Origin of the sequence: Prevotella sp. MA2016 (assembly GCF_000619825.1) — a bacterium.
Classification (GTDB): Bacteria; Bacteroidota; Bacteroidia; order Bacteroidales; family Bacteroidaceae; genus Prevotella.
The window spans coordinates 49,718-73,459 of the sequence record NZ_JHUW01000006.1 but is presented as its reverse complement, the minus strand read 5'-3'; the positions used below and the strand labels follow the sequence as shown (position 1 = coordinate 73,459).

The 23,742-nt window shown below is 47.1% G+C and carries 17 protein-coding genes and 1 pseudogene; 7 read left to right on the top strand and 11 right to left on the bottom strand.

Translation table 11 applies throughout. The features are described from left to right. The 4 genes and pseudogenes from T360_RS16675 to T360_RS0100365 all read right to left on the bottom strand — a co-directional run bounded on the left by T360_RS16675 (position 1) and on the right by T360_RS0100365 (position 5,422). Positions 1 to 612 (bottom strand): non-canonical purine NTP diphosphatase, encoded by a 612-nt coding sequence (locus T360_RS16675; protein ID WP_231488042.1) that lies wholly within the window; start codon positions 610 to 612, stop codon positions 1 to 3. After that, a pseudogene (locus T360_RS16670) lies at positions 589 to 1,512 on the bottom strand (YitT family protein); the annotation flags it as partial. The pseudogene T360_RS16670 and the gene T360_RS16675, both read right to left, overlap by 24 nt. Beyond that, complete coding sequence (leuS, locus tag T360_RS0100370; protein ID WP_028911022.1) at positions 1,512 to 4,331, bottom strand: leucine--tRNA ligase; 2,820 nt, start codon at positions 4,329 to 4,331, stop codon at positions 1,512 to 1,514. The pseudogene T360_RS16670 and the gene leuS, both read right to left, overlap by 1 nt. Positions 4,332 to 4,429: 98 nt before the next feature. After that, the gene (locus tag T360_RS0100365; RefSeq protein ID WP_028911021.1) at positions 4,430 to 5,422 is read right to left on the bottom strand and encodes a DUF3667 domain-containing protein; all 993 of its coding nucleotides are present in this window, start codon (positions 5,420 to 5,422) and stop codon (positions 4,430 to 4,432) included. A 151-nt stretch (positions 5,423 to 5,573) separates the two neighbouring features. Here T360_RS0100365 and T360_RS0100360 point away from each other — a divergent pair, with 151 nt between their 5' ends. Continuing rightward, complete coding sequence (locus T360_RS0100360) at positions 5,574 to 7,070, top strand: L-fucose/L-arabinose isomerase family protein (protein ID WP_028911020.1); 1,497 nt, start codon at positions 5,574 to 5,576, stop codon at positions 7,068 to 7,070. 151 nt (positions 7,071 to 7,221) lie between these two features. Next, positions 7,222 to 8,931, top strand: a complete 1,710-nt coding sequence (locus tag T360_RS14215; protein WP_051523237.1) for a Na/Pi cotransporter family protein — start codon at positions 7,222 to 7,224, stop codon at positions 8,929 to 8,931. Here the strand turns inward: T360_RS14215 and T360_RS0100350 are convergent. Next, entirely contained in the window at positions 8,928 to 10,385 is a 1,458-nt protein-coding gene (locus tag T360_RS0100350) for a cell wall metabolism sensor histidine kinase WalK (RefSeq protein WP_036928385.1), read from the bottom strand. The genes T360_RS14215 and T360_RS0100350 overlap by 4 nt on opposite strands. Beyond that, the gene (locus T360_RS0100345; RefSeq protein WP_036928381.1) at positions 10,363 to 11,049 is read right to left on the bottom strand and encodes a response regulator transcription factor; all 687 of its coding nucleotides are present in this window, start codon (positions 11,047 to 11,049) and stop codon (positions 10,363 to 10,365) included. The genes T360_RS0100350 and T360_RS0100345 overlap by 23 nt, the downstream gene beginning before the upstream one ends. 154 nt (positions 11,050 to 11,203) lie before the next feature. Here T360_RS0100345 and T360_RS0100340 point away from each other — a divergent pair, with 154 nt between their 5' ends. From T360_RS0100340 to T360_RS0100330, 3 genes are all read left to right on the top strand, one after another. Then, the gene (locus T360_RS0100340; RefSeq protein ID WP_028911017.1) at positions 11,204 to 12,721 is read left to right on the top strand and encodes a helix-turn-helix domain-containing protein; all 1,518 of its coding nucleotides are present in this window, start codon (positions 11,204 to 11,206) and stop codon (positions 12,719 to 12,721) included. Between the two features lie 101 nt (positions 12,722 to 12,822). Further along, a complete protein-coding gene (locus tag T360_RS16100; RefSeq protein ID WP_155949332.1) occupies positions 12,823 to 12,975 on the top strand; it encodes a hypothetical protein in 153 nt (50 codons plus the stop codon). A 35-nt stretch (positions 12,976 to 13,010) separates the two neighbouring features. After that, on the top strand, positions 13,011 to 13,790 hold the full coding sequence (locus T360_RS0100330) for a hypothetical protein (RefSeq protein ID WP_155949331.1): 780 nt from the start codon (positions 13,011 to 13,013) through the stop codon (positions 13,788 to 13,790). Between the two features lie 464 nt (positions 13,791 to 14,254). On the opposite strand, the gene T360_RS0100325 is transcribed toward T360_RS0100330, so the two are convergent. Next, complete coding sequence (locus tag T360_RS0100325) at positions 14,255 to 15,136, bottom strand: DNA-binding protein (protein ID WP_028911015.1); 882 nt, start codon at positions 15,134 to 15,136, stop codon at positions 14,255 to 14,257. Between the two features lie 357 nt (positions 15,137 to 15,493). Here T360_RS0100325 and T360_RS0100320 point away from each other — a divergent pair, with 357 nt between their 5' ends. After that, a complete protein-coding gene (locus T360_RS0100320) occupies positions 15,494 to 16,495 on the top strand; it encodes an MAC/perforin domain-containing protein (protein ID WP_028911014.1) in 1,002 nt (333 codons plus the stop codon). Between the two features lie 74 nt (positions 16,496 to 16,569). On the opposite strand, the gene T360_RS0100315 is transcribed toward T360_RS0100320, so the two are convergent. After that, positions 16,570 to 16,965, bottom strand: coding sequence for a hypothetical protein (locus tag T360_RS0100315; protein WP_155949329.1), 396 nt, complete (start codon positions 16,963 to 16,965; stop codon positions 16,570 to 16,572). 615 nt (positions 16,966 to 17,580) lie between these two features. Between T360_RS0100315 and mutS the strand changes: the two genes are divergently transcribed. Further along, positions 17,581 to 20,202, top strand: a complete 2,622-nt coding sequence (mutS, locus tag T360_RS0100310) for a DNA mismatch repair protein MutS (protein ID WP_028911012.1) — start codon at positions 17,581 to 17,583, stop codon at positions 20,200 to 20,202. 76 nt (positions 20,203 to 20,278) lie between these two features. On the opposite strand, the gene lgt is transcribed toward mutS, so the two are convergent. The 3 genes from lgt to T360_RS0100295 all read right to left on the bottom strand — a co-directional run bounded on the left by lgt (position 20,279) and on the right by T360_RS0100295 (position 23,731). After that, positions 20,279 to 21,154 carry a prolipoprotein diacylglyceryl transferase gene (gene lgt / locus T360_RS0100305; RefSeq protein WP_028911011.1) on the bottom strand — a complete coding sequence of 292 codons (876 nt, stop codon included), beginning with the start codon at positions 21,152 to 21,154 and terminating at the stop codon, positions 20,279 to 20,281. Next, positions 21,151 to 22,251 carry a redox-regulated ATPase YchF gene (gene ychF / locus T360_RS0100300; RefSeq protein WP_028911010.1) on the bottom strand — a complete coding sequence of 367 codons (1,101 nt, stop codon included), beginning with the start codon at positions 22,249 to 22,251 and terminating at the stop codon, positions 21,151 to 21,153. Before ychF ends, lgt begins: the two co-directional genes overlap by 4 nt. A 73-nt stretch (positions 22,252 to 22,324) precedes the next feature. Further along, positions 22,325 to 23,731, bottom strand: a complete 1,407-nt coding sequence (locus T360_RS0100295) for an aldo/keto reductase (protein WP_028911009.1) — start codon at positions 23,729 to 23,731, stop codon at positions 22,325 to 22,327. Positions 23,732 to 23,742 lie beyond the last annotated feature (11 nt).

Sequence of the window (23,742 nt, the reverse complement as noted above, 5' to 3'; positions counted from 1 at the left end):
TCATTTCTTTAATAGATAATCAGCTAGTTTTGCAACTGCTTTGGCTCTGTGGCTGATGCTGTTTTTGATGTCAACACCCAGCTCGGCAAAAGTCTGATTATGTCCTTCTGGCATAAAGATTGGATCATAGCCAAATCCTTCGCCGCCTCGCTTTTCGTGGGTGATGGTGCCATTGATGATACCATCAAAGGTGGTTACCTTACCATCGATAATAAGCGCAATGACGGTGCGGAAACGGGCCTTGCGGTTGTCGATATTCTCGAGCTCAGAGAGCAGTTTATTCATGTTGGCCTGAGAGTCGTGACCCTCACCGCCTGCATATCTGGCGCTATACACGCCTGGGGCTCCACCAAGGGCATCCACCTCCAGACCTGTATCATCGGCAAAGCAGTTTACATGATACTTGTCGTAGATCCACTGTGCCTTGATCAGCGCATTGTCCTTCAGTGTTTGTCCCTTCTCTGGTATATCGTCTTGGCAACCTATCTCAGCCAGCGACATCACCTGAAATCTATTACCCAGAATCTTTCTTACCTCAGTAAGCTTATTCAGGTTGTTGGTAGCAAATACTATTTTCACTTTTTTCGTGTCTTGTTTGATTTTTACTTTCATTTCGTCGAATCCCTCGCCATATACACCGATAACGCTCGACTGTGATACGAAGGCGTTAGGGTCGATCATTTTTATCAGTCGGAACATGTTGACACTCTCGTTCTTCTTAGCCAGAATACAGAGCACCTTCATCTCCTTGCCAGTGTACCAGCCGTGTCCGTCCAGTATGGTCACACCATGATGCATCTGGGTGCCGATGGCATTGGCCATCTCCTGCCATTTGCGCGAAAAGATGAAGAACTGAACCGACTGTCGGCGGGCGTTCATCACATAGTCGAGCACATAGTTCTCCATTGCCATCACACAGAAGCCGAACATCACCTTATGAGCGCGCTCCAGATAGGTGCCAAACTGTGGGAAGAACATACATGAACCGATGATGCAGAAGTCGGCCGAAAGCAGCACCGTACCAAGCGAAACATTATGGTACTTGTTGACCGAAGCTGCGATGATATCTGTTCCACCAGTAGAACCATTGTGCAGGAATACGGTTGCCAAGGCAATACCCGTGATAACACAACCTATAATCATCGACATGAAGTCCTGCCCCTCACCCATCAGTTTGAAAGGTAGTCCGTTGTCCTGCTCAGGCAGGATATCTTGGGCAAACCTCAGCATAAAATAGAGCGTGAAGATGGCAAAGATGGTCTTCATCAGAAATTTGAATCCAAGAATCTTCAAGGCCATCAGCAGCAAGAGTCCGTTGATAATAATATAGGTGTTTTCCAGATGGAAGCCTGTGGCGTAGTAAATGATAGCTGATAAACCAGTGACGCCTCCAGCCACAATCTGATAGGGCATCAGAAAGACTGTGAAGGCGATGGTGTACAAGAAAAGGCCAAGGGTTATAAACATATAATCCTTGACCTCATTCCATATAATCTTGTGATCGATAGTCATTACTTCTTCAGTACAATGTTCACCATACGCTTAGGGACGATGATAACCTTTGCTACCTGGAATCCTTCGAGATACTTCTGTGCAGCGTCGCAGTTAAGTACAGCCTCTTCGATGGTCTTATTGTCGGCGTCGGCAGGGAACTCCATTTCCAAGCGTGTCTTACCATTGAAGGCGATACCCAACTTAACCTGGCTCTCTACCAGATACTCCTCGTTCCATGTTGGCCACTGAGAGTCGCAAACGCTACCCTGCTCGCCAAGGGCCTCCCAGAGTTCCTCAGCAATATGTGGTGCAAATGGGGCAATCAGTATCACGAGTGTCTTCAGCATTTCTTTGTTCTTGCACTTCTGCTGTCCCAGTTCGTTCACGCAGATCATGAAGGCTGAGATAGAGGTGTTGTAGCTGAAGTTCTCGATGTCGGCAGATACCTTCTTGATGAGTTTGTGTACGCTCTTCAGGTTCTCTGGTGTGGCAGCACCCTCATCGAAACCATTCTGGAAGAGGTTCCAGAACTTCTTCAGGAAGCGGTGGCAACCATCGATACCGTTGGTATCCCAGGGCTTCGACTGCTCAACAGGGCCCAGGAACATCTCGTAAAGGCGCAGGGTGTCGGCACCATACTTCTCTACAATCATATCAGGGTTAACCACGTTGAACATCGACTTCGACATCTTTTCGATAGCCCAGCCACACTTGTACTGGCCATTCTCGAGAATAAACTCTGCATCTTTATAGTCAGGGCGCCAAGCCTTGAAGGCCTCGATATCCAGAATATCGGCCGATACGATGTTTACATCTACGTGGATAGGTGTGGTGGTATAATTGCCCTTCAGACCAAAGCTTACGAACTTACCCTTATCGGCACCTTCGTCTTCGATACGGTAAACGAAGTTAGAGCGGCCTTGAATCATACCCTGGTTAACCAGTTTCTTGAATGGCTCGTCCTCGCAGCTATAGCCAGAGTCGAAGAGGAACTTGTTCCAGAAACGTGAGTAGATCAGGTGACCAGTAGCGTGCTCTGTACCTCCTACATAGAGATCTACATTGCGCCAGTATTCATCGGCCTCCTTGCTGACGAGAGCCTGCTCGTTCTTGGGGTCCATATAGCGCAGATAGTAAGCACTTGAACCAGCAAAGCCAGGCATGGTGTTCAACTCGAGTGGGAATACGGTCTTATTGTCGATTTCGTCCTTAGATACTACCTTATCAGTCTTGGTGTCCCAAGCCCACATCTTAGCGCGGCCCAATGGTGGCTCGCCAGTCTCGGTTGGCTTGTACTCATCAATCTCAGGCAGCTCCAGAGGCAGGCACTCCTTAGGAATCATATAAGGCATGTCGTCTTTGTAATATACAGGGAATGGCTCACCCCAGTAGCGCTGGCGAGAGAAGATAGCATCGCGCAAACGGTAGTTAACCTTTACGCGACCAAGACCCTGCTCGGTGACGTATTTCTTAGTAGCAGCAATGGCCTCCTTCACAGTCAAGCCATTCAGGCTGAACTTATCTGATGCTGAGTTACAAACGATACCCTCCTTGGCATCATAGCTCTCTTCTGATACATCAGCACCCTCAATCAGTGGGATGATGGGCAGGTTGAAGTGCTTAGCGAAGGCATAGTCACGACTGTCGTGAGCAGGTACAGCCATGATGGCACCTGTACCATAACCAGCCAATACATATTCTGCAATCCAGATGGGGATTTTTTCATCGGTAAATGGATTGATAGCATAGCTACCAGAGAAAACACCAGTAACCTTGTGATCCATCTGGCGATCGCGCTCTGTGCGCTTCTTCACGTAGTCGAGATATTTTTCTACCTCAGCCTTCTGCTCAGGTGTAGTGAGCTCGGCTACGAGGTCGCTCTCAGGAGCCAGCACCATGAAGGTGACACCAAACATGGTATCAGCACGCGTAGTAAAAATGGTGAAGTGCTTATCAGAATCAGCTACGTTGAACTCAACCTCAGTACCCTCTGAACGACCAATCCAGTTGCGCTGTGTCTCCTTCAGTGAGTCGGTCCAGTCGATAGTGTCCAGTCCGTCGAGCAGGCGCTGAGCATAGGCTGATACACGCAGGCACCACTGGCGCATCTTCTTCTGAACCACAGGATAGCCACCACGAACGCTCACGCCATCCACAACCTCATCGTTGGCCAGTACGGTACCCAGTTTTGGGCACCAGTTCACCATGGTGTCGGCCAGATAGGCTATACGGTAGTTCATCAGCACCTCCTGCTTCTTCTTCTCAGAGAAGGCGTTCCACTCGGCAGCTGTGAAGTGCAGTTCTTCTGTTCCCAGGGCATTGCAGTTCTCAGTACCCATCAGTTCGAAGTGCTCAATCAGCTTGATGGTGGGCTGAGCTTTCTGCGATGAAGTGCTGAAATAGCTCTTGAACATGCGCTGGAAAGCCCACTGGGTCCACTTATAGTAGATGGGATCACAAGTACGAACCTCGCGCTCCCAATCGAAACAGAATCCTATCTTATCCAACTGCGAACGGTAGCGGTTGATATTCTCGAACGTGGTTTTCTCAGGATGCTGTCCGGTCTGGATGGCGTACTGCTCGGCAGGCAGTCCGTAAGCATCGTAACCCATGGGGTTGAGCACGTTGTAGCCCTGCTGACGCTTGTAGCGGGCATAGATATCACTGGCGATATAGCCAAGTGGGTGACCTACGTGCAAACCTGCTCCTGATGGATAGGGGAACATGTTAAGTACATAGAATTTCTTCTTGTTCTTGTCTTCCACCACACGATAGGTTCCATTCTCCACCCATCGCTTTTGCCATTTCTGTTCGATGTCTCTGAAATTGTAATCCATTGTATCTTTTAATTTAATTGTTTCCGTACATATAAATACGGGTGCAAAGATACAAATTACTCAGCAGAACACCAAATTTAAAAGCTAAAAATTATATACTACAGTATATATCGGACGTATAGGTATGCTAAACCAGCAAATATAGCTGCCAATATAATTGCTAGAATAAACAGTATCATAAATGATAGTGCTACCTTAAAGAATGTCCTTTTATAGCTATAACCATATAGCTGTTTGAGTGGTACAATACTTGCGGCGCCACCTATGATATCTATCATGGCGTTTCCTGGAGAGAAAAACTCACCTATAATACTGATAATTGTCATTAAATTTGTAATGTAAACCATCGATACAAAGAACTCCGAGTAGTGTATGTCTGGAATCTTTTTATTGTGGCGGAAAAGGAAGTACATCGGGGCCGACAAAACGAGTAGCCAAAGGAACTGAGCAACTGTCTGGTTATCTACTATCCAACGGAAAAACTTCTGGAGAATCTCTGCGAATTTTAACCCATAATATTTCCCGTTCACTCTTATTTGGTCGCTTTTTTCGGTTTTCTCGATAGCTAATTTTTTACCGTTAATATTTATGGTGTCATTGATAGCGGCTTTGTCGAATGATTTCTTTTCTACCTTATCTATTTTATTAATATTGTCGGATGTTTCGTCAAGGCTTTGGGAAATCACTTCCTTGCTATTACTGATAACATTCTCCATCCTGATATTCAGGCCCGACTGTACAAATACTAATAAAGCTATGCCCAGGAAGAACATCTTGAACGGAGGGAAATACGCCATCTGCATGCCATTCAGATAGTCGCGAATCATGTAGCCAGGACGCAGCAGCAGGTCGCGAATGGAACGGAACATGCCACGATTGCCCAATCCCCAGACGTCTAAAAACAACAAAAATGCCGATTTGAACGAATATCTGCCGATGGTGGCGCGCTGTCCGCATCGCGGACAATAGTTGCCATGAAACTCTGTGCCGCAAGTGGCACACACATGCTTATCGGCAGATAGTGGCATCACCTGGTGAGGTTGCTCTTGCCAAGCCTTAAATCTTCTGTATTTGTCTCTTAGCTGCTCCATAACTTTTGCAAAGGTAACAAATAATTATGAAAATGTTTCATGCTTAGTTATTTTTTCTAAATTTCTTTGTGATTTCAAGATTATATTATAACTTTGTGGCTTGAATAACGAAATTCATTACTTTATATAAACAAATTCATAACAAACAAAAATGAACAACGTACCTAAAATTAAAGTAGGAATCGTCGCTGTATCTCGCGACTGTTTCCCAGAGTCATTGGCTGTTAATCGTCGTAAGGCTGTTATCGCTGCGTATGAAAAGAAGTTTGGTAAGGACGGCATCTACGAGTGTCCTATCTGCATCGTTGAGAGCGAAATCCACATGCAGCAGGCCCTTGAGGATATCAATAAGGCTGGATGTAACGCGCTCTGCGTATATCTGGGCAACTTCGGTCCTGAAATCTCTGAGACCATGCTGGCTAAATACTTCAATGGTCCCGCTATGTTCTGCGCTGCTGCCGAGGAGACTCAGAACGACCTGATTGATGGTCGTGGCGATGCTTACTGTGGTATGCTGAATGCCAGCCACGCTCTCTCTCTGCGTAAGACTCGTGCTTACATCCCAGAGGAGCCAGTTGGCGACGCTGACCACTGTGCTGAACTCATCCACGAGTTCCTGCCTATCGCTCGTGCTATCGTAGGTCTGCAGAACCTGAAGATCATCAGCTTCGGTCCTCGTCCAAATAACTTCCTGGCTTGTAACGCTCCTATCCGTGCCCTGTATGATCTCGATGTTGAAATCGAGGAGAACTCAGAGCTCGACCTGCTGGAGTCGTTCCAGAAGCACCAGGGCGATCCACGTATCGACGATGTAGTGAAGGATATGGCTAATGAGCTGGGTGCTGGCAACAAGATTCCTTCTGTTCTGCCTAAGCTCGCTCAGTATGAGCTCACTCTGACCGACTGGATCGAGGCTCACAAGGGCTGCCGCGAGTTCGTATCACTCACCACTAAGTGCTGGCCTGCTTTCCAGACCATGTTCGGTTTCGTTCCTTGCTATGTAAACAGCCGTCTCACCAGCCGCGGTATCCCCGTTAGCTGCGAGGTTGATATCTACGGAACACTGTCTGAGTTCATCGGTACTTGCATCACAGAGGATGCTGTTACACTGCTCGACATCAACAACACCGTTCCTAACGATATGTACGAGGAGAGCATCAAGGGCAAGAAGTTCCTGTGCGACGAGTACAACGATAAGGAGATCTTCATGGGCTTCCACTGTGGTAACACCGCTTCTTCTAAGGTTTGCAACTGCAGCATGTGCTTCCAGCGCATCATGGCACGTGCTCTGCCTGTAGAGGTTACAAACGGTACACTCGAGGGTGACATCAAGCCAGGTAAGGCTACTATCTATCGCCTGCAGAGCACAGCCGACACCAAGCTCCGCGCTTACATCGCTCAGGGCGAGGTTATCCCTGTAGCTACGCGCTCATTCGGTTCTATCGGTATCTTTGGTATCAAGAACATGAGTCGCTTCTATCGCCACGTGCTTATCGAGAAGCACTACCCACACCACTGCGCTGTGATGTTCGATCACGCTGGTAAGTACCTGTGGGAGGTTCTCAAGTACATGGGTATCCCCGTTGAGGAGATCGACTACAACTTCCCAAAGGGCGATTACTATCCAACAGAGAATCCTTTCGCATAAGCGATATATTCTGAATAATAAAGCCGCAACTATTTTACAGTTGCGGCTTTTTTTCTTTTTTCATATTTGTAACAGGATTGTAACATGGGTGTAACTTTGATGTAATAAGATTGTAATACTTTTGCAGCAAAAATACAGAAAAGCAATATTAATGGAATTGATTATTAACATTTTCTCGCTTGTAGGCTCGCTGGCGTTATTTCTCTTCGGAATGAAGACAATGTCAGAGGGTCTTGAAAAGTTTGCGGGCGACCGTTTGCGCAGTATTCTGGCTGCTATGACGAAGAATCGTGTGATGGGTGTGCTGACAGGTATCCTGATTACAGCTCTCATCCAGTCGTCGAGTGCTACCACCGTGATGGTGGTGAGCTTTGTGAATGCTGGCTTGATGACTTTGGTGCAGAGTATCGGTGTTATTATGGGTGCCAATATCGGTACCACAGTTACTGCTTGGATTATCTCGGCTGTGGGTTTCAAGGTAAACATTGCAGCCTTCGCCATCCCTCTGTTGGCTATCGGTATGCCATTGATATTCAGCGGTAAGGGTAATCGTAAGAGTATTGGTGAGTTCATCTTTGGTTTCTCGTTCCTCTTCATGGGACTCTCGTTCCTGCAGGAGGCTGCCACAGCGATGAATATTGGTGATATGGTGGCAGGCATGCTGGCCCACGTGCCGCAAGACTCGTTCTTCACCATCATCCTCTTTGTGATTGTTGGTGCGCTGGTGACGATGATTGTGCAGGCTTCGGCAGCTACAATGGCTATCACCTTGATGCTCTTTGGCATGCATATCCCCGGCTTCGGCTTCGAACAGGCAGCTGCGCTGGCTATGGGACAGAATATAGGTACCACCATCACGGCGTTTATGGCTTCGCTGACAGCCAACACACAAGCCCGCCGCGCCGCGCTGGCACATATGTTCTTCAACGTGTTTGGTGTGGTGGCGTTCCTCATCGTGTTCTATCCCGCCTGTGATGCCGTTAGTTGGGTAGTAGAAAACTTCCTGGGTGGTGGCAACGATCTCTTTAAGCTATCAGCCTTCCATACCGCCTTCAACATTATCAATACGCTGTTGCTCATTGGTTTTGTGAAGCAGATTGAGATGTTTGTGTGCCGCGTGCTGCCTATGAAGGCACAAGACGAAGACTATCGCCTGCGTTTTATCAGTGGTGGTCTGCTCTCTACAGCTGAGCTCAGCATCATGGAGGCTCAGAAGGAGATTCGTAGTTTCGCTGAGCGCTGCCAGCGTATGGCTGGTTTCGTACCAACATTGTTGCAGACACAGGATGAAGTTGAGTTTAATAAGCTCTTTGCCCGTATTGAGAAGTATGAGAATATCACCGACTCGATGGAAATGGAGATTGCCAGCTATCTGAACAAGGTGAGCGAAGGTCGCTTGTCGGATGCGTCGAAGGCTCAGATACAGAAAATGCTCCGCCAGATATCGGAGCTGGAATCTATCGGCGACTCGGTTTATAACCTCGGTCGTACGCTGAATCGCCATCGTATGCACTGTCAGGAGAACTTTACTGACGATCAGATGCAGCACATGATGACGATGCTGCAACTGGTAGATTCAGCTCTGACAGAGATGCTTAAACGTGTAGACCGTCCCACCACAAAGAATGGTGTAAAAGTATCGCTCAACATCGAGCACGAAATCAATAACTACCGTACACAGCTGAAGAACCAGAACCTGCACGATGTGAATGCCGGTCTTTACGACTATCAGCTGGGTGTGTTCTACGTCGATTTCATCTCAGAGTGCGAGAAGCTTGGCGACTATGTGATGAACGTTGTGCAGGCCGGTAAGGGGTTGAATAACGACTTTGGTGACGGTCCTATCAACGGACAAAACTAAAACCTGGCTAGGGTAAACCTGATGGTGAGTCCACCGCCGGGAGTAGAGAGTGCAGTTGCTTGTCCACCATGGGCTGCAACTGCATTTTTCACGATGGCAAGTCCCAGACCGGTGCCACCAAGTTTGCGCGAGCGCCCTTTATCTACACGGTAGAAACGCTCAAAGAGATGGTTGAGATGTTGCGCTTCTACGCCAGAACCGTTGTCGCTGACTAAGAACTCGTAGAAATGGAGACCTTCTTTTTCCACCTCAGTACAAGTAATCTTCAGAGACGATGCGCCTGTGGCATAGGCGATAGCATTGTCAATCAGGTTGCGGAAGATGCTGTATAACAGACTCTGATCACCCATCACTTCTATATGCTGAGGTAATTGGAGTGATGGCGTGATGCCCTTTTCCTGAAGTTGAAGTGCCGTATCATCCAGCACATTCTGTATGATTTGTATTACGTCAACGGGGCGATAATCCTTTCGTGCCTCAGAGCGGTTGTCGTCTATCTCATCGAGTTTGGTGAGTGCACTCATGTCGAGCAGTAGTTTGTTCATACGTTCGCTCTGAGTATAGCAGCGCTCCAGGAAGTGCTTCTTCTTGTCGTCAGGCATATCCGGATTATCCAAGATACTCTCCAAGTAGCCGTGTATGCTGGCAGCAGGCGTCTTCAGCTCGTGAGCCGCATTCTGCGTCAGCTGGCGCTTGATGCGCACCTTATCTTCCTCTGAGTGTCGCAGTTTCCAGTATAGCATAATGATGGTGTGGCTGATGTCTCCCAACTCGTCGTCGGGTAGGCGGCGCTCCAGTTCATGATCCAGTTCCTCACCTTCTTCGGCTTTGACGGCAAACTCACGTAGATAGCCTATATGCCTACTGATGCGGTGGGTGATGTGATAGAGAACGATGCCCAGCAGCAGGGTTAGTGCGGCAGCAAAATATATATAGGTATTATCTACCTGCAGCGAGCGGGTCAGCTCTAAAGAGTAAGGTACTGCCGCACGCACGATGACATCATCGAAACGGGTGGCCGAATAGAAGTAAGTCTCGTGGGTGGATTGCGACACACGTTTGATATCGTAGCCATTGCCTTCGAGCAGTGCCTGTTGTATCTCTGTGCGTTGCAGGTGGTTGTCTAATGAGTTGATATTGGTGTCATAACTATCCAGAATCACCTGCCCTTCCTTGTCAATCACCGACACGCGGAGACCCTCTATCTGATGACGTTCCACATAGTTGTGAAACAGTTTGCTGTTTGTCAAACTGTCCATGCCTAGCGTCTGCACCATCTCATAGTTATACATTTGCAGACGGGAGTGCAGGATATCAATCTTATAGTCTTTCTCGCGCTGATACTGGTAGATGCTGAAACATACGGCAAAGAGTAGGAACACGCCTCCCAGACTGAGCAGCAGGTCGCGCTGGAAGCTTTTGCTTCTCGACTTATTTTTCAAAACAGTATCCATAGCCCACGCGTGTTTTTATCTGTTTGCCATACCGACCTATTTTCTTTCTCAGACGGGTGATGTTTACATCCACTGTGCGGTCGAGCACCATCACATCCTGTGGCCAGCAGTGTTTCAGCAAATCCTCGCGGGCGAAAACCTTGTTAGGATGCTGGAGCAGAAACGACAGCAGTTCGAACTCCAGTTTGGTAAACACCAGTGCCTCTCCGTCCAGGGTTGCCGTCTTTGCGTTCAGATCGAGACTGATACCCTCATAGCTGAGCTCATGACTGGTAGTAGCCTGGTTTCTGGCGGGCAGAGAGGTGGAGCGCCTCAACACGGCACGCACTCTGGCCTTTACCTCCTTCATGCTCAGGGGCTTGGCTATATAGTCGTCGGCTCCGATGTTGAGACCTTTCACCAGATCATCTTCACCGTCCATGGCTGTAATGAAGATGATGGGGATATGTGCTGTGTCGTGATTGTTCTTCAGTTTGCGGGCCATCTGGAACCCCGACATCTCACCCATCATCACATCGAGCAGGATGAGACCAAACTCCTGCAGAGGCAGCTCCAACGCTTCCTCAGCCGAATTTGCTGTCGTCACCTCAAACCCTTCTGTCTCCAGATTATATTGCAGTATCTCACAGATATCCTGCTCATCGTCAACCACAAGTATTTTCATCGCTTCACATATTTTTACTGTGGCAAAGATACGGATTATTTCCGAAAATGAGTCATTATTTATATTACAATGTTATTAAAAGTCAATAATTGTTTGGTTGATTTGTAGGTTTTGCGTATTTTTGTAGGCAGAAATAGATGATTTGTCTGGATGTATGAAAATAATATTGATTCTGCCTTTGTTGATGTTGGCACTCGTAGCTCAGGCTGATGAGGCTAAAAGGTTGTACGATGCCAGCGAGCAGTATTATAATCGTCAGCAGTATGATAGTGCAGTAGTTGCTGGTGAGAAAGCATTGCCATTGCTCCGGCAGAAGGGCATGAAGAGCGAAGAGGCCGAAGAACTGAGTATTCTGTCGGTTTGCTACATGCGACAGTCGGAATACGAAAAGGCACTGCAATATGCCAAAGCCTGTAATCAGCTGGACCGTGAGAGTGGCAATGCTGAACGTATCAGCTCATCGCTGAATACGATTGGCAGCATCTATGTGGCAGCCAAGCAGCCAAACGAAGCGCTGAAGTATCTCAAACAGGCATTGGAATATGCTGAAAAGACAGGTTTAAAGCCGCGTATTGCGCTTACCTGCGGTTCGCTTTCTGAGGCTGAGTCGGCACTCATCCATTACAACGATGCTTTACATTATATTGATAGGGCTATCCAACTGGAACGTGAAGAAGGTCGCGAAGCCAAACTACGTATCCGTTTGTCGCAAAAGGCTACCATCCTGATGGGGATGGGGCAAAAGCAGGAGGCTGTAGTTATCTTTGATAGCATCATCCCCTATTTTCGTGCTACGGGCAATCGTCAGTCGCTGGCTATCACGCTGAATAAGGCTGGTCAGGCATTGCTGGATATGAGTAAGGATGCTGCTTCGGATGCTGCACAGCAACGAGCCGCCAGCTATTTCCGCGAATCGGCACGATTATGCCGTGAGATGGATAATCCCTACAACGAGATGCAAGCCCGTCGGGGACTTTATCAGGCCCTTTGGACGCTTAATCCCGATAGTGCACGTATAGAGCTTGAGGCATTTAACCTACTGAAGGATTCACTCTACAATCAAGCTTCGGCCGAGACATTGGCGCGTTATAATGCTGAGTTCGGTCTCGACGAACTGCAAGAGCAGAACTCATCGGTGCGCCGTTCGCGTATCTATATTATTATCATAGGTATCATTTTGCTATTGGTGGCAGCTATGATGGTGGTGCGCCAACGCAAACTCACAGCATTGCAGCGTCAGCGCCTGAGTGAGGTGACGATCTCGCTCGACGAACTGCGCCAGCGCTACGAGCATGCGATAGCTCATGGCGAGGGTGAACAGGAGAAAGACGAGTTGACAGAACAGGATAAGGACTTCCTGACAAAGACGATGAGTATCGTAACAGAACAGATGGAGGACAACCATGTGAATATAGATGAGTTGGCAGCGGCCCTGGCGATGAGTACGTCACAGTTCCGCAGGCGTCTTTCAGCTATCACAGGCGAAACACCACAGTGCTACATCACCAACATCCGTATGCAGAAAGCCCGTTATCTGCTCGACACACAGTCTGAACTGTCGATACTCGATGTGGCTTTGCGCTGTGCTTACGAGGATCAATCCAGCTTTACCAGAGCCTTTAAACGTTTCTTTGGTATCACACCAAGCGACTATTTAGCGAAAAAGCAGTAAAAACAGGAATTTTGGTAGATTCTGCACAAGTTTTGGCAGAATCTGCACAACACTGAAAGAGGTTTTTGCCGTAACTTTGCAACCGAAATCAAAGTGATGGCATGGAACCTCTTAACAACAAACTTACCAATAGGCAGCGCCAAGCTGAGAGCTATACGCAAGAGCAGATGCGTTTACTGCTCAGCATGCGCGAAATGGTGAAGAACGAAGTGAGGAAAGAGGTTGCACGACAATTGGAGGAGTACAACAAATAAAATCATTTATATTCACCATTTTAATTGTAAGTATTATGAAACAATCAATCAAAATTTCGGTAATGGCTATCGCTGCCATGTTTGTATTCACCACAGCTGCAAATGCTCAGTTTGGCGCCCTTAAGAAGATTGCCAAGAAAGCCGTTGAAAAGACTGTTGAGAAAACTGTTGAGAATACAGTGAATTCTCAAGATGGTACTAGCGAAGAGGCAGTAGTAAATCAGGGTAGAACAGGTGCCTCAGCCCCTGCCGTAATGACTGCTGGGAGTACTAGTGCTTCGGCTAAAAAGAAGACCGTGCAGGTAATAGCCTACGACGAAAACTACAACCTGGGTAAGAAAGAAACCATGCTCACCTTCACCCTGCCTGGTACCGACAAGAAGGTAATGGCCATCGTACCAGCCAGCTATACTGTAAAATCCTACGAGGCTTTCGAGGGACAGGCCTGGGAGGATAAGAAATTCATGGAGCGTGCCAAGGCTGCCATCGAGAAGAAATATCCCACACCCGATAACGCCAGAAAAGGCCAGTTGAAAGCCAAGCTGGCTGAGATTGGAACCAGAGACGATCATTGGCGCTACTCTCGCAACAGTTTGGGAGTGATCTTAGACCGCTATATTCACGTTTATGCCGTATATGAGTTTGAGGATGGCGAGGTATATCTTACCGAGTTTTATGCCGTACAGAACAATAACGGTGCTGGCTACGACGACAATATTGTTGTGAACTACTCGTCGCGCTATGGCGATGTGAAGTATTCTATCGAAAAATGGGAGGCCAAAACCGATATCTTCACTTCTAGGATAGGTAAATAATATAAGTACGCCTTATGGCGCACTCGAGTGCGCCAACTAACGTACTGGAGTGCGCCAGAAGGCGTACTCCAGTAAGGCTTAGACGTACTGCGATCAAAACTTTAGTTTGTGACAGTTACTGTTTGTGTCTATGTGGGTTGTGACACGGGAGGGTAAACGGGAGCCTAATCGGGAGGGTAAATTGTGATACCCTCCCGTATCAGAACCCGCATAAACACAGGGGTTCTGGATAAAGTACGGGAGAGTGTGTATATAGCTTGAATATCCCATAGTATTAATCTGTCTTTTGGGGCATGGAATACTCTTTTTATTCTGCATTAACTGTTGTATTGGCTGCGACTGTTGTTTGAACTTCATAACCTGCTGTCGAACTGCTGCGGACTTGCGTTTGCTCTGTAGGCGTAGTGATAGATACAGAGGAGGCGCCAGTATCAGCTGCATACAGTTTCTGAATATTGTGGTGATTACAATCTAAAGTATCTCAGCAATTCCTTATACATATCCTGAGCTGTCAGACAAGTATCTGTCAGATAGCCGTTAATGTGTCCCCACTCTTTTAGACCGCGATAATAAAACATCTTCAGTTCATCGGTGATGATAAAGGGAACTATATGATTAGCCAAGCACTCCTTGAACATGAGCAAGCGACCTACCCTGCCGTTTCCATCCTGAAATGGATGAATACGTTCAAAATTAACGTGGAAGCCCAGAATATCTTCTAACGACTTTTTGCCCTTACGATTATAGGTGCTCAATAGTGCTTTCAGCTGTCTGTGAACATCCTCTGGTGCACAAGTGTCTTGCCCGCCTACTTCGTTTGGTAGTCGTTTATAATCGCCAACGGCAAACCAATCTTTACGGCTGTCTGAAGTTCCTGTTTTCAGTAAAAGGTGCAGATGTTTAATCAAATTCTCAGTCAGCTTATCTTCTGTATGGTCGATGATATAGTCAATACAACGGAAGTGATTCACGGTTTCTACTACATCATCCACATTCACAGCAGTATCTGTTATGCCGATTGTGTTTGTTTCGAAGATATATCGCGTTTGGTCGTGAGTCAGCTTACTACCTTCAATATGATTAGAGTTATACGTCAGGTCGATCTGCGTGCGATGGTAAATGCCTCCCTTCAGCTTTGCGGCTTTCTGCTCTCTTAGTGCAGCAAGTAGTGGCGACACCTTTTTCTTTGTTTCGCCACGTTTAGGTACGACGGCATCTGCAGGAATATTCCAAGTCTTTCCTGTCAAGAAAGCCCCTTCAATCTTCCCCTGCGCGCAGTAATTTCGAGCTGTACGCTCTGAGATGCCATATTTTTCGGCAAATTTGCTAACTGATATATACTCCATAATCCAAGCTTATCGGCAAGTTTTAATGCCATATTTTGCCGCAAATATACAACTTTTTGCCGATACCGGCAAGTTTTTGAGTATTTTCTTTATACGAAAATTTTCGCAACGAAAATTTTCGCATAGAGGATTTGGGTTACTATTTGTGTCTATGTGGATTGTAATCACTTTCTCCGACCTCGTGATCTTCGACCCCATGATCCTTTAAATAGTCTTAAAAAGCAAGAATGATTGAGTAGCTTTCCAACTATTTGCGCTACTTTTGCTTTCGATTTAGTAATCATACGATTGGGTAAGAAAATGTCACTTAAAAGAAACAATATGAATGCAACTAACTTTAAAAGAACTATTATCGTAATGCTTTCCGTTTTTGCACTTGGCTCTTGTAGCAGCAATAACGAAGATAACTTAGAGAATAACCCCGCCGATGTACCCGAAGAGGAATCCGTCACCAATCTTTTTGCTGAGTTGCCTGTGGCTGATAAGGAATATCTGGGTTCTGGCTATGATGTAACTGGCACATACCTGGGCAATGATTGTTTGCGTGAAAGCGTGATTGATCTGCACAAATTGACCTCAGACGAGATTTTTTACAGTTCTTATCCAACAAGTGAAGGTGGTGTGGTGAGCGGCATCGGTAACTCATTGGAATGCTTGGATGGTCTGCGCAAGTCGCAGGAGTTTGATCAACAGGGAGAGTCTGGCGACGTGTATTTCGCAGGCACTTTCACCAATAATCCACTCTTCAAGGAGGCGAAGGAACGAGACAACGAATATGCATTTACGATGTATATGGACATGCAGACCCTGTACATTAAGAAGTTCAATTTTCCTTTGGAACTTGAGCGACATGTGGAAAGATTTCTTTCCGATGAGTTTAAGAAAGCCGTTGCCGAAGAGAGTGCTCAACGCATCGTAGAGCGATTTGGCACCCATGTGCTGAAAAATGCATTAATGGGTGTCAACATTCTGTCTATCTATCGCACAGGTTTGCAGGAGAACAAGGAAGATCATAAACGCTTTTTGGGGAGTATGTTCCGTCGTATGAACGAAGTATATCATCCTATCTTTAGTTTCATCAAAAGAGAGAATACCACAAAAGGTGGTGCCATATCCGTACAATGTCATGGAAATAATACGCAGGCACTGTCTGCTGAATTCTCAAATCAACCTCTCACTCGGGAGGAGTCATCGAAAGCCATCTCTGCTTGGTGGGATGCAACCAACGAGAGTAACCTCTCGCTCGCTTTATTGGATGGTGATGATCTGATTCCCATTTACAAGTTGATAAGTGACGAGCAGAAGAGTGCCGCCGTGCAGCGTGCCGTCAAAGCGTATATACATAGTCATCAGTTGTAATGAAAATCCTTCCTTAAGAGTACTCGAGTACTCATACGGAAGGACTCGAACTTTCTTGCCGGTATCGGTACTTACTATTTGATTTTCACAAAGTAGAAAAAGCCACCAGCATCTCTTTCAGCTCCAGGCTCGACTATTATCATTTTTAAACCCTCGAGTCTGAGACCGTATTTTATGCCATCGATAGTAAAATTATTACTCTCTTTATCGTAAGTATAGCTATAAGTGCCTATAGGAAGGAGTGGAGTATTGTCGCTCGTAGAGTTTACTATTACCTTATCAGGTGTGAAAATATATACGAATTGTCCATTCTCGTATTCCTTAGAACTCATAAAGTACTTTGCTTCCTTCAGAGCCCAAGTGCCTTGCAATCCTTCGCTTATTGGCAAGTTCATCTCGTCATCGTTACTGTTGCAAGCTGTCATCAAAATGGTGAAAAATAGTAGTGGTAAAAGTTTTAAATAATGCATAATCTTTTGTTTTTAATAAGTGAATAATGTTTATACATATAATATTAAAACTATCATAATCTTGTATGGCGAAACTATCATTTAATTTACTTTAACAATCACTGTCGTTACTTTCATCTGAACAGAGAAACATTGTGTAGCAGGGTAGACATTAAGCATAAAGCTCCAGCTCGATGCGGAAGAAACCATCTTCGAGTCTTGGAGGATAGATGACAAACTCTGTTGTGTAGTCATCGCCATCTCGACAGAACGGGGAGATATATTTCGCATAAAAAATATTTCCAAATACTTGCCGGTATCGGCGAAAAATGTATATTTGCGGTAAATTATGGCATTAAAACTTGCCGATACTGGCAAGTTTATCTTATTATAATTCTCTATTGGCATTAATGGTCTTAAATAAGGCCATCATCTTTTGGGCGGTACTTTGTCTACTTTCATAGGCATAACGATAGCTTTCTGTTAAGCATAAACTTGTTTGGGGTTTATTAAAATCGGGTACAAAAATACAGATTATTATCTGATATCAGCAAAAGTTTAGGGAAAATTTTGCCATTTGGGAAAAAAGGAGTAACTTTGCGGCTCAGTTGAATTAAAAAATAAGGAAGGCGAGATATGGCAAAAGAAGGCAAGGAATTAACTCCGATGATGAAACAATTCTTCGATTTGAAGGCGAAACATCCTGATGCGGTGATGCTGTTCAGGTGTGGCGACTTCTATGAGACTTATTGCGAAGATGCCATCACTGCCTCGAAAATCTTAGGTATCACGCTGACACATCGTAACAACGGTGCTGGCGCAAAAGGCGATGAAATGGCCGGTTTTCCGCATCATGCCCTGGATACATATCTGCCAAAACTGATTCGTGCCGGTAAGCGCGTGGCTATCTGCGACCAACTGGAAGACCCTAAGCTGACCAAGAAACTGGTGAAGCGTGGCATCACAGAACTGGTAACCCCTGGTGTGGCCATGAGCGACAATGTGCTGAATTACAAGGAGAACAACTTCCTGGCAGCCATTCACTTTGGTAAGTCGAGTATGGGTGTGGCCTTCCTGGATATCTCTACAGGTGAATTCCTCACTGGAGAGGGAACTGCCGATTACGTGGAGAAACTATTAGGCAACTTCTCGCCAAAGGAGGTGCTCTTCGATCGCAATAAGAAACAGGAGTTTGAGCGCAACTTTGGTACTAAATACTTCACCTTCCAGTTGGACGACTGGGTGTTTACCGACCAGACTGCCAAGCAGAAACTGTTGAACCACTTTAAGGTGAAGAACCTGAAGGGCTTTGGTGTGGATCATCTGCAGTCGGGTGTGATCGCTGCAGGTGCTATCCTACAATACCTGGAGCAGACCCAGCACACGCAGATAGGTCATATCACGTCGATTTCGCGTATCGAAGAAGATAAGTATGTGCGACTGGATAAATTCACCATCCGTAGCTTGGAGTTGGTAAACCCCATGCAGGAAGATGGAAAGTCGCTGCTCGATGTGATTGATAAGACCGTCAGTCCGATGGGTGGTCGCTTGCTGCGCCGCTGGCTGGTGTTCCCCTTGAAGGACGAAAAGCCCATCAACGACCGCTTGAATGTGGTGGAATACTACTATCGCGAACCTGAGTTCCGCGAGTGTATCGACGATCAGATACATCGTATCGGCGACCTGGAGCGTATCATCTCTAAAGCTGCCGTTGGTCGTGTCACACCTCGTGAGGTGGTGCAGCTCAAGACTGCCCTGCAGGCCATCCAGCCCATCAAAACGGCATGTCTCTATGCCAAAAACGAGACGTTGAACCGTATTGGCGAGCAACTGAACCTGTGCGAATCGCTGCGCGACCGCATTGAGAAGGAGATTCAGAATGATCCACCACAACTGGTGGCTAAGGGTGGCGTGATTCGCGACGGTGTGAATCCAGAGCTTGACGAACTGCGCCAGATAGCTTATTCTGGTAAGGACTATCTGCTGAAGATACAAGAGCGCGAAGCCCAAGAAACGGGCATTCAGAGTTTGAAGATAGGCTATAACAATGTGTTTGGCTACTATCTTGAGGTGCGAAACACCTATAAGGAACTGGTGCCCCCCGAGTGGGTGCGCAAGCAGACGCTGGCTCAGGCTGAGCGCTATATCACGCAGGAACTGAAAGAGTATGAAGAGAAGATCCTGGGTGCCGAGGATAAGATTCTGAGTCTGGAGGCAAAACTCTTCAACGACCTTATTCTCTCCATGCAGGAGTTTATCCCGCAGATACAGATCAATGCCAATATCATTGCCCATCTCGACTGCTTGCTGAGCTTTGCCAAAGCAGCTGAGGAAAATAAATACATACGTCCTGTTATCGACTCGTCAGAAGTTATCGATATCAAGCAGGGCCGCCACCCTGTTATCGAACAGGAGTTGCCGTTGGGTGAATATTATGTGCCCAATGATATCCTGCTCGACAACGAGCGCCAGCAGATTATCATCATCACAGGTCCTAATATGGCCGGTAAGTCGGCGCTGTTGCGCCAAACGGCGTTGATAGTGCTGTTGGCCCAGATAGGTTGCTTTGTGCCTGCAGAGGCCGCCAGAATTGGTCTGGTGGATAAAATCTTCACCCGCGTGGGTGCCTCAGATAATATTTCTCTCGGAGAATCTACCTTTATGGTAGAGATGACTGAGGCTTCGAACATCCTCAACAATGTGAGCAGTCGCTCGCTGGTGCTCTTCGATGAGTTGGGTCGTGGTACCTCTACCTACGATGGTATCTCGATAGCCTGGGCCATCGTAGAATATCTGCATGAGAATGCCAAAGGAAAGCCTCGTACGCTGTTCGCTACCCACTATCACGAGCTCAACGAGATGGAGAAGAACTTCAATCGTATTAAGAACTACAACGTGAGTGTGAAGGAGGTGGATGGTAAGGTGATTTTCCTGCGAAAACTGGAACGTGGTGGCTCAGAGCACTCGTTTGGTATCCATGTGGCTGAGATAGCAGGTATGCCTCGCAGTATCGTGAAGCGTGCCAACGTGATTCTGAAGCAGTTGGAGAGCGATAATGCCCAGGTGGGCACCGTTGGCAAGCCTACTAAGGAGATTGCTGGCTCACGTGAAGGTATGCAATTGAGTTTCTTCCAGCTCGATGATCCTGTGCTTTGTCAGGTGCGTGATGAAATCCTTGGGCTCGATGTGAACAACCTCACGCCTCTCGAAGCCCTCAACAAGCTTAATGATATCAAGCGCATCGTAGCTGGGAAATAACAAATTCACTGAATTTGGTCACCAATTTCAGTGAATTTACTGACCAATTTCAGTGAATTTGTATTGAAGTACTATATTATAATGTTTTCTTCTTTGCTTTAATCATGCAATAGGCTCCGAGAATGATGAATGGGATAGAGAGTATCTGTCCCATATCGATGGGGAGCGATGCTTCGAAGGCCTCCTGTACCTCCTTGGTGTATTCGATGAAGAATCGGAAGGTGAAGATGTATGCCAGGCAGAAGCCGAAGTACCAGCCGGTGCCAATCTTCTCTGGCATCTTCTTGTGGAGATACCACATGATGAAGAACAGGATAGCATAGGCGATAGCCTCATAGAGCTGTCCTGGATGGCGAGGCACAGCATCTACACGCTCGAAGATGAATGCCCAAGGCACATCGGTTATCTTACCAATAATCTCTGAGTTCATCAGGTTGCCCAATCGGATAAAGCAGGCTGTGGTACCTGTGGCGATGGCAATATTGTCGAGCACCGTCCAGATGCTCAGTTTCGTTTTGCGCACATACATCCACAGGGCTATCATCAAGCCAAGCGTACCTCCGTGGGATGCCAGGCCTGCATAGCCTATGACGTGGAAGCCAAAGGTCTGTCCCAGCCAGCTTCCATCTTCGCCAAAGCGGATAGGCAGCAGCATCTCAATCAGTCCCTTGCCTGAAGTCAGGAAGTAATCGGGCTCATAGAAGATGCAATGCCCCAGACGGGCACCAATCAGGATGCCGAAGAAGCAGTAGATGAAGAGAGGATCGAAGTATTCGTCCTTGATCTTCTGCTCCTTGTAGAGGTGCTTTACCACGAAATAAGCCAAGGCCAGACCGATGACCCACATCAGTCCGTACCAGCGAACAGCAATAGTGCCTAGAAGTGGAATAGGTCCCAACTTAAAAGCTATCAGGTCTGGATCCCAAAGGATATAGTTGAGTAGATTCATCATACGTTAAAGCGGAAATGCATAATGTCGCCGTCCTGAACCACGTACTCCTTACCCTCAACGGCCAGCTTACCTGCCTCGCGGACAGCAGCCTCTGAGCCATACTGGATATAGTCGTCGTACTTGATAACCTCAGCACGGATAAAGCCCTTTTCAAAGTCGGTATGGATGACACCAGCGCACTGTGGAGCCTTCCAACCCTTCTTGTAGGTCCAGGCCTTCACCTCCATCTCACCAGCGGTGATAAAGGTTTCGAGGTTCAGCAGCGCATAAGCCTTCTTGATCAGGCGGTTTACACCACTCTCTTCCAAGCCGAGCTCCTCCAAGAACATCTGCTTGTCCTCATAGCTCTCGAGCTCGGCGATATCCTCTTCGGTTTTGGCGGCAATTACCATGGTTTCTGCGCCTTCTTCTTTAGCCAGTTCCTCTACCTTCTTGGTGAAGTCGTTACCGCTCTTGGCATCAGTCTCGCCTACGTTACAAACGTAAAGCACAGGCTTTGAAGTAAGCAGGAACAGGTTGCGAGCGCAATCCTGCTCATCTTTGCTCTCGAACTCTACGATACGGGCATTCTTACCCTGCTCAAGCACCTCTTTATAAGCGTGCAGCACGGTAGCCTCTACCTTAGCGTCCTTATTACCTGCAGCTGCAGCCTTCTCGGTCTTGGCCAGACGGCTCTCGATGGTCTCGAGGTCCTTCAGCTGGAGCTCAGTATCGATAATCTCTTTGTCGCGGATGGGGTCGATGGTACCATCAACGTGAGTGATATTCTCATCCTCGAAACAGCGGAGCACATGGATAATCGCATCGGTCTCACGGATGTTTCCAAGGAATTTATTTCCCAGACCCTCGCCCTTTGAGGCACCTTTCACGAGTCCGGCGATATCTACAATCTCGCAGGTGGCAGGAACAATGCGTCCTGGGTGTACCAATTCAGCGAGTTTGGTCAGTCTTTCATCTGGTACGGTGATGACACCCACATTGGGTTCGATTGTACAAAAAGGGAAATTAGCTGCCTGAGCCTTTGCACTCGACAGACAATTAAACAAGGTAGACTTGCCGACATTAGGCAGTCCTACAATACCACATTTTAATGCCATTTTCTTCTATAAACGTTTATTTCGGGTGCAAAGTTACTGCAAATTAGGCAATTAACCAAATTTTCTACGTTTTTTATACTTCTGGCGCCTCTTCGTTACGTTTCAGACTCTCTATCATCTCATCAATCTTGCGCAGTTCGCGAGGAATGCGGATGCTCTGAGGGCAATGAGGCTCACATTGGCCGCACTGGATGCAGTGGTCGGGTTGGCGATCGCGAGGCACTACCCTATCAAGTGAGATAAGATACTGGCGACGATGTTTGCGATACTCAGCATCGCCCACACCCATTGGCAGCGAACCTTCGTTCTTACATTTGTTGTAGTGTACAAAGATGGCTGGGATATCCACACCATAAGGACAAGGCATGCAGTACTTGCAGTCGTTGCAAGGAATATTCTCGAGTCCCACAATCTTCTGGGCGATCTCCTTATCCAGGAAGCGCATCTCCTCTTCGGTAAGCGGTTTCAGCGGACAATAGCTCAAGAGATTATCTTTCAGGTGCTCCATATAGGTCATACCACTCAGAACAGTAAGTACACCCTCGTTGGTACCTGCATAGCGGAAAGCCCACGATGCAACTGAGCGCTCTGGGTCGCGACTCTTCAGTTCTGTGGCCAGATACTGTGGCAGGTTAGCTAATCGGCCGCCCAGCAGTGGCTCCATAATGACAGCAGGTATGCCTTTCTTTTGCAGTTCGGCATAGAGATAGCTGGCATCAACGTTGCTTTTGCTAATCTCGTTGGCATAATCCCAGTCCAGATAGTTGAGCTCTATCTGCACAAAGTCCCAATGGTATTTCTCGTGCGTGGCCAGCACCTCGTCGAATACCTCCTGTTTGCCATGGAACGAGAAGCCCAGGTTGCGGATGCGTCCTGCCTCGCGCTCTTTAAGTAGATAGTCCATGATGCCATTATCTACATAGCGGCCATTAAACTCCTCCATGCTGCCACCAACGGCGTGCAGCAGATAGTAGTCGATGTAATCCACCTGCAGTTCCTTCAGCGAGTTCTGATACATCTCTTTCGACTTCTCGAACGTCCAGTAGTCGTGGTTGAAGTTAGAGAGTTTGGTGGCCACAAAGTATTCGCTGCGCTTGTGACGGCTCAGGGCGATACCTGTGCAGTGCTCCGACTTTCCCTGGCAATATACAGGAGATGTATCGATATAGTTCAAACCATGCTCCAAGGCATAGTCTATCTGCTTGTTGATCATGTCCTGATCATACTCATCGCTGTTATCTACCTTTGATGGCAGGCGCATCATGCCATAACCCAGCACCGACACCTTCTCCTTTGTCTTGGGGTTAGTGCGATAGGTCATCTTGCCTACAGGTGGCTCCACCTGGTTTCTATATTCTTCTTTAGCCTGACTACCGGCCTTGTTGGCTTGTTTACAGCCAGCCAAGGTGGCTGCAGTAGCTACTGATCCTGCTCCGAAGAGTTTCAGGAACGAACGGCGTGATATATTCTTCTTTTCCATATAGCTTTCTC

Bases quoted from the DNA above. Each gene is read 5' to 3' on its own strand.
- T360_RS0100295 (WP_028911009.1), bottom strand. From the start codon at position 23,731: ATGGAAAAGAAGAATATATCACGCCGTTCGTTCCTGAAACTCTTCGGA.
- lgt (WP_028911011.1), bottom strand. From the start codon at position 21,154: ATGATGAATCTACTCAACTATATCCTTTGGGATCCAGACCTGATAGCT.
- T360_RS14215 (WP_051523237.1), top strand. From the start codon at position 7,222: ATGGAATTGATTATTAACATTTTCTCGCTTGTAGGCTCGCTGGCGTTA.
- T360_RS0100330 (WP_155949331.1), top strand. From the start codon at position 13,011: ATGAAACAATCAATCAAAATTTCGGTAATGGCTATCGCTGCCATGTTT.
- T360_RS0100320 (WP_028911014.1), top strand. From the start codon at position 15,494: ATGCTTTCCGTTTTTGCACTTGGCTCTTGTAGCAGCAATAACGAAGAT.
- T360_RS0100340 (WP_028911017.1), top strand. From the start codon at position 11,204: ATGAAAATAATATTGATTCTGCCTTTGTTGATGTTGGCACTCGTAGCT.
- T360_RS0100325 (WP_028911015.1), bottom strand. From the start codon at position 15,136: ATGGAGTATATATCAGTTAGCAAATTTGCCGAAAAATATGGCATCTCA.
- ychF (WP_028911010.1), bottom strand. From the start codon at position 22,251: ATGGCATTAAAATGTGGTATTGTAGGACTGCCTAATGTCGGCAAGTCT.
- T360_RS0100345 (WP_036928381.1), bottom strand. From the start codon at position 11,049: ATGAAAATACTTGTGGTTGACGATGAGCAGGATATCTGTGAGATACTG.
- T360_RS16675 (WP_231488042.1), bottom strand. From the start codon at position 612: ATGAAAGTAAAAATCAAACAAGACACGAAAAAAGTGAAAATAGTATTT.
- T360_RS0100360 (WP_028911020.1), top strand. From the start codon at position 5,574: ATGAACAACGTACCTAAAATTAAAGTAGGAATCGTCGCTGTATCTCGC.
- mutS (WP_028911012.1), top strand. From the start codon at position 17,581: ATGGCAAAAGAAGGCAAGGAATTAACTCCGATGATGAAACAATTCTTC.
- T360_RS0100315 (WP_155949329.1), bottom strand. From the start codon at position 16,965: ATGCATTATTTAAAACTTTTACCACTACTATTTTTCACCATTTTGATG.
- leuS (WP_028911022.1), bottom strand. From the start codon at position 4,331: ATGGATTACAATTTCAGAGACATCGAACAGAAATGGCAAAAGCGATGG.
- T360_RS0100365 (WP_028911021.1), bottom strand. From the start codon at position 5,422: ATGGAGCAGCTAAGAGACAAATACAGAAGATTTAAGGCTTGGCAAGAG.
- T360_RS0100350 (WP_036928385.1), bottom strand. From the start codon at position 10,385: ATGGATACTGTTTTGAAAAATAAGTCGAGAAGCAAAAGCTTCCAGCGC.
- T360_RS16100 (WP_155949332.1), top strand. From the start codon at position 12,823: ATGGAACCTCTTAACAACAAACTTACCAATAGGCAGCGCCAAGCTGAG.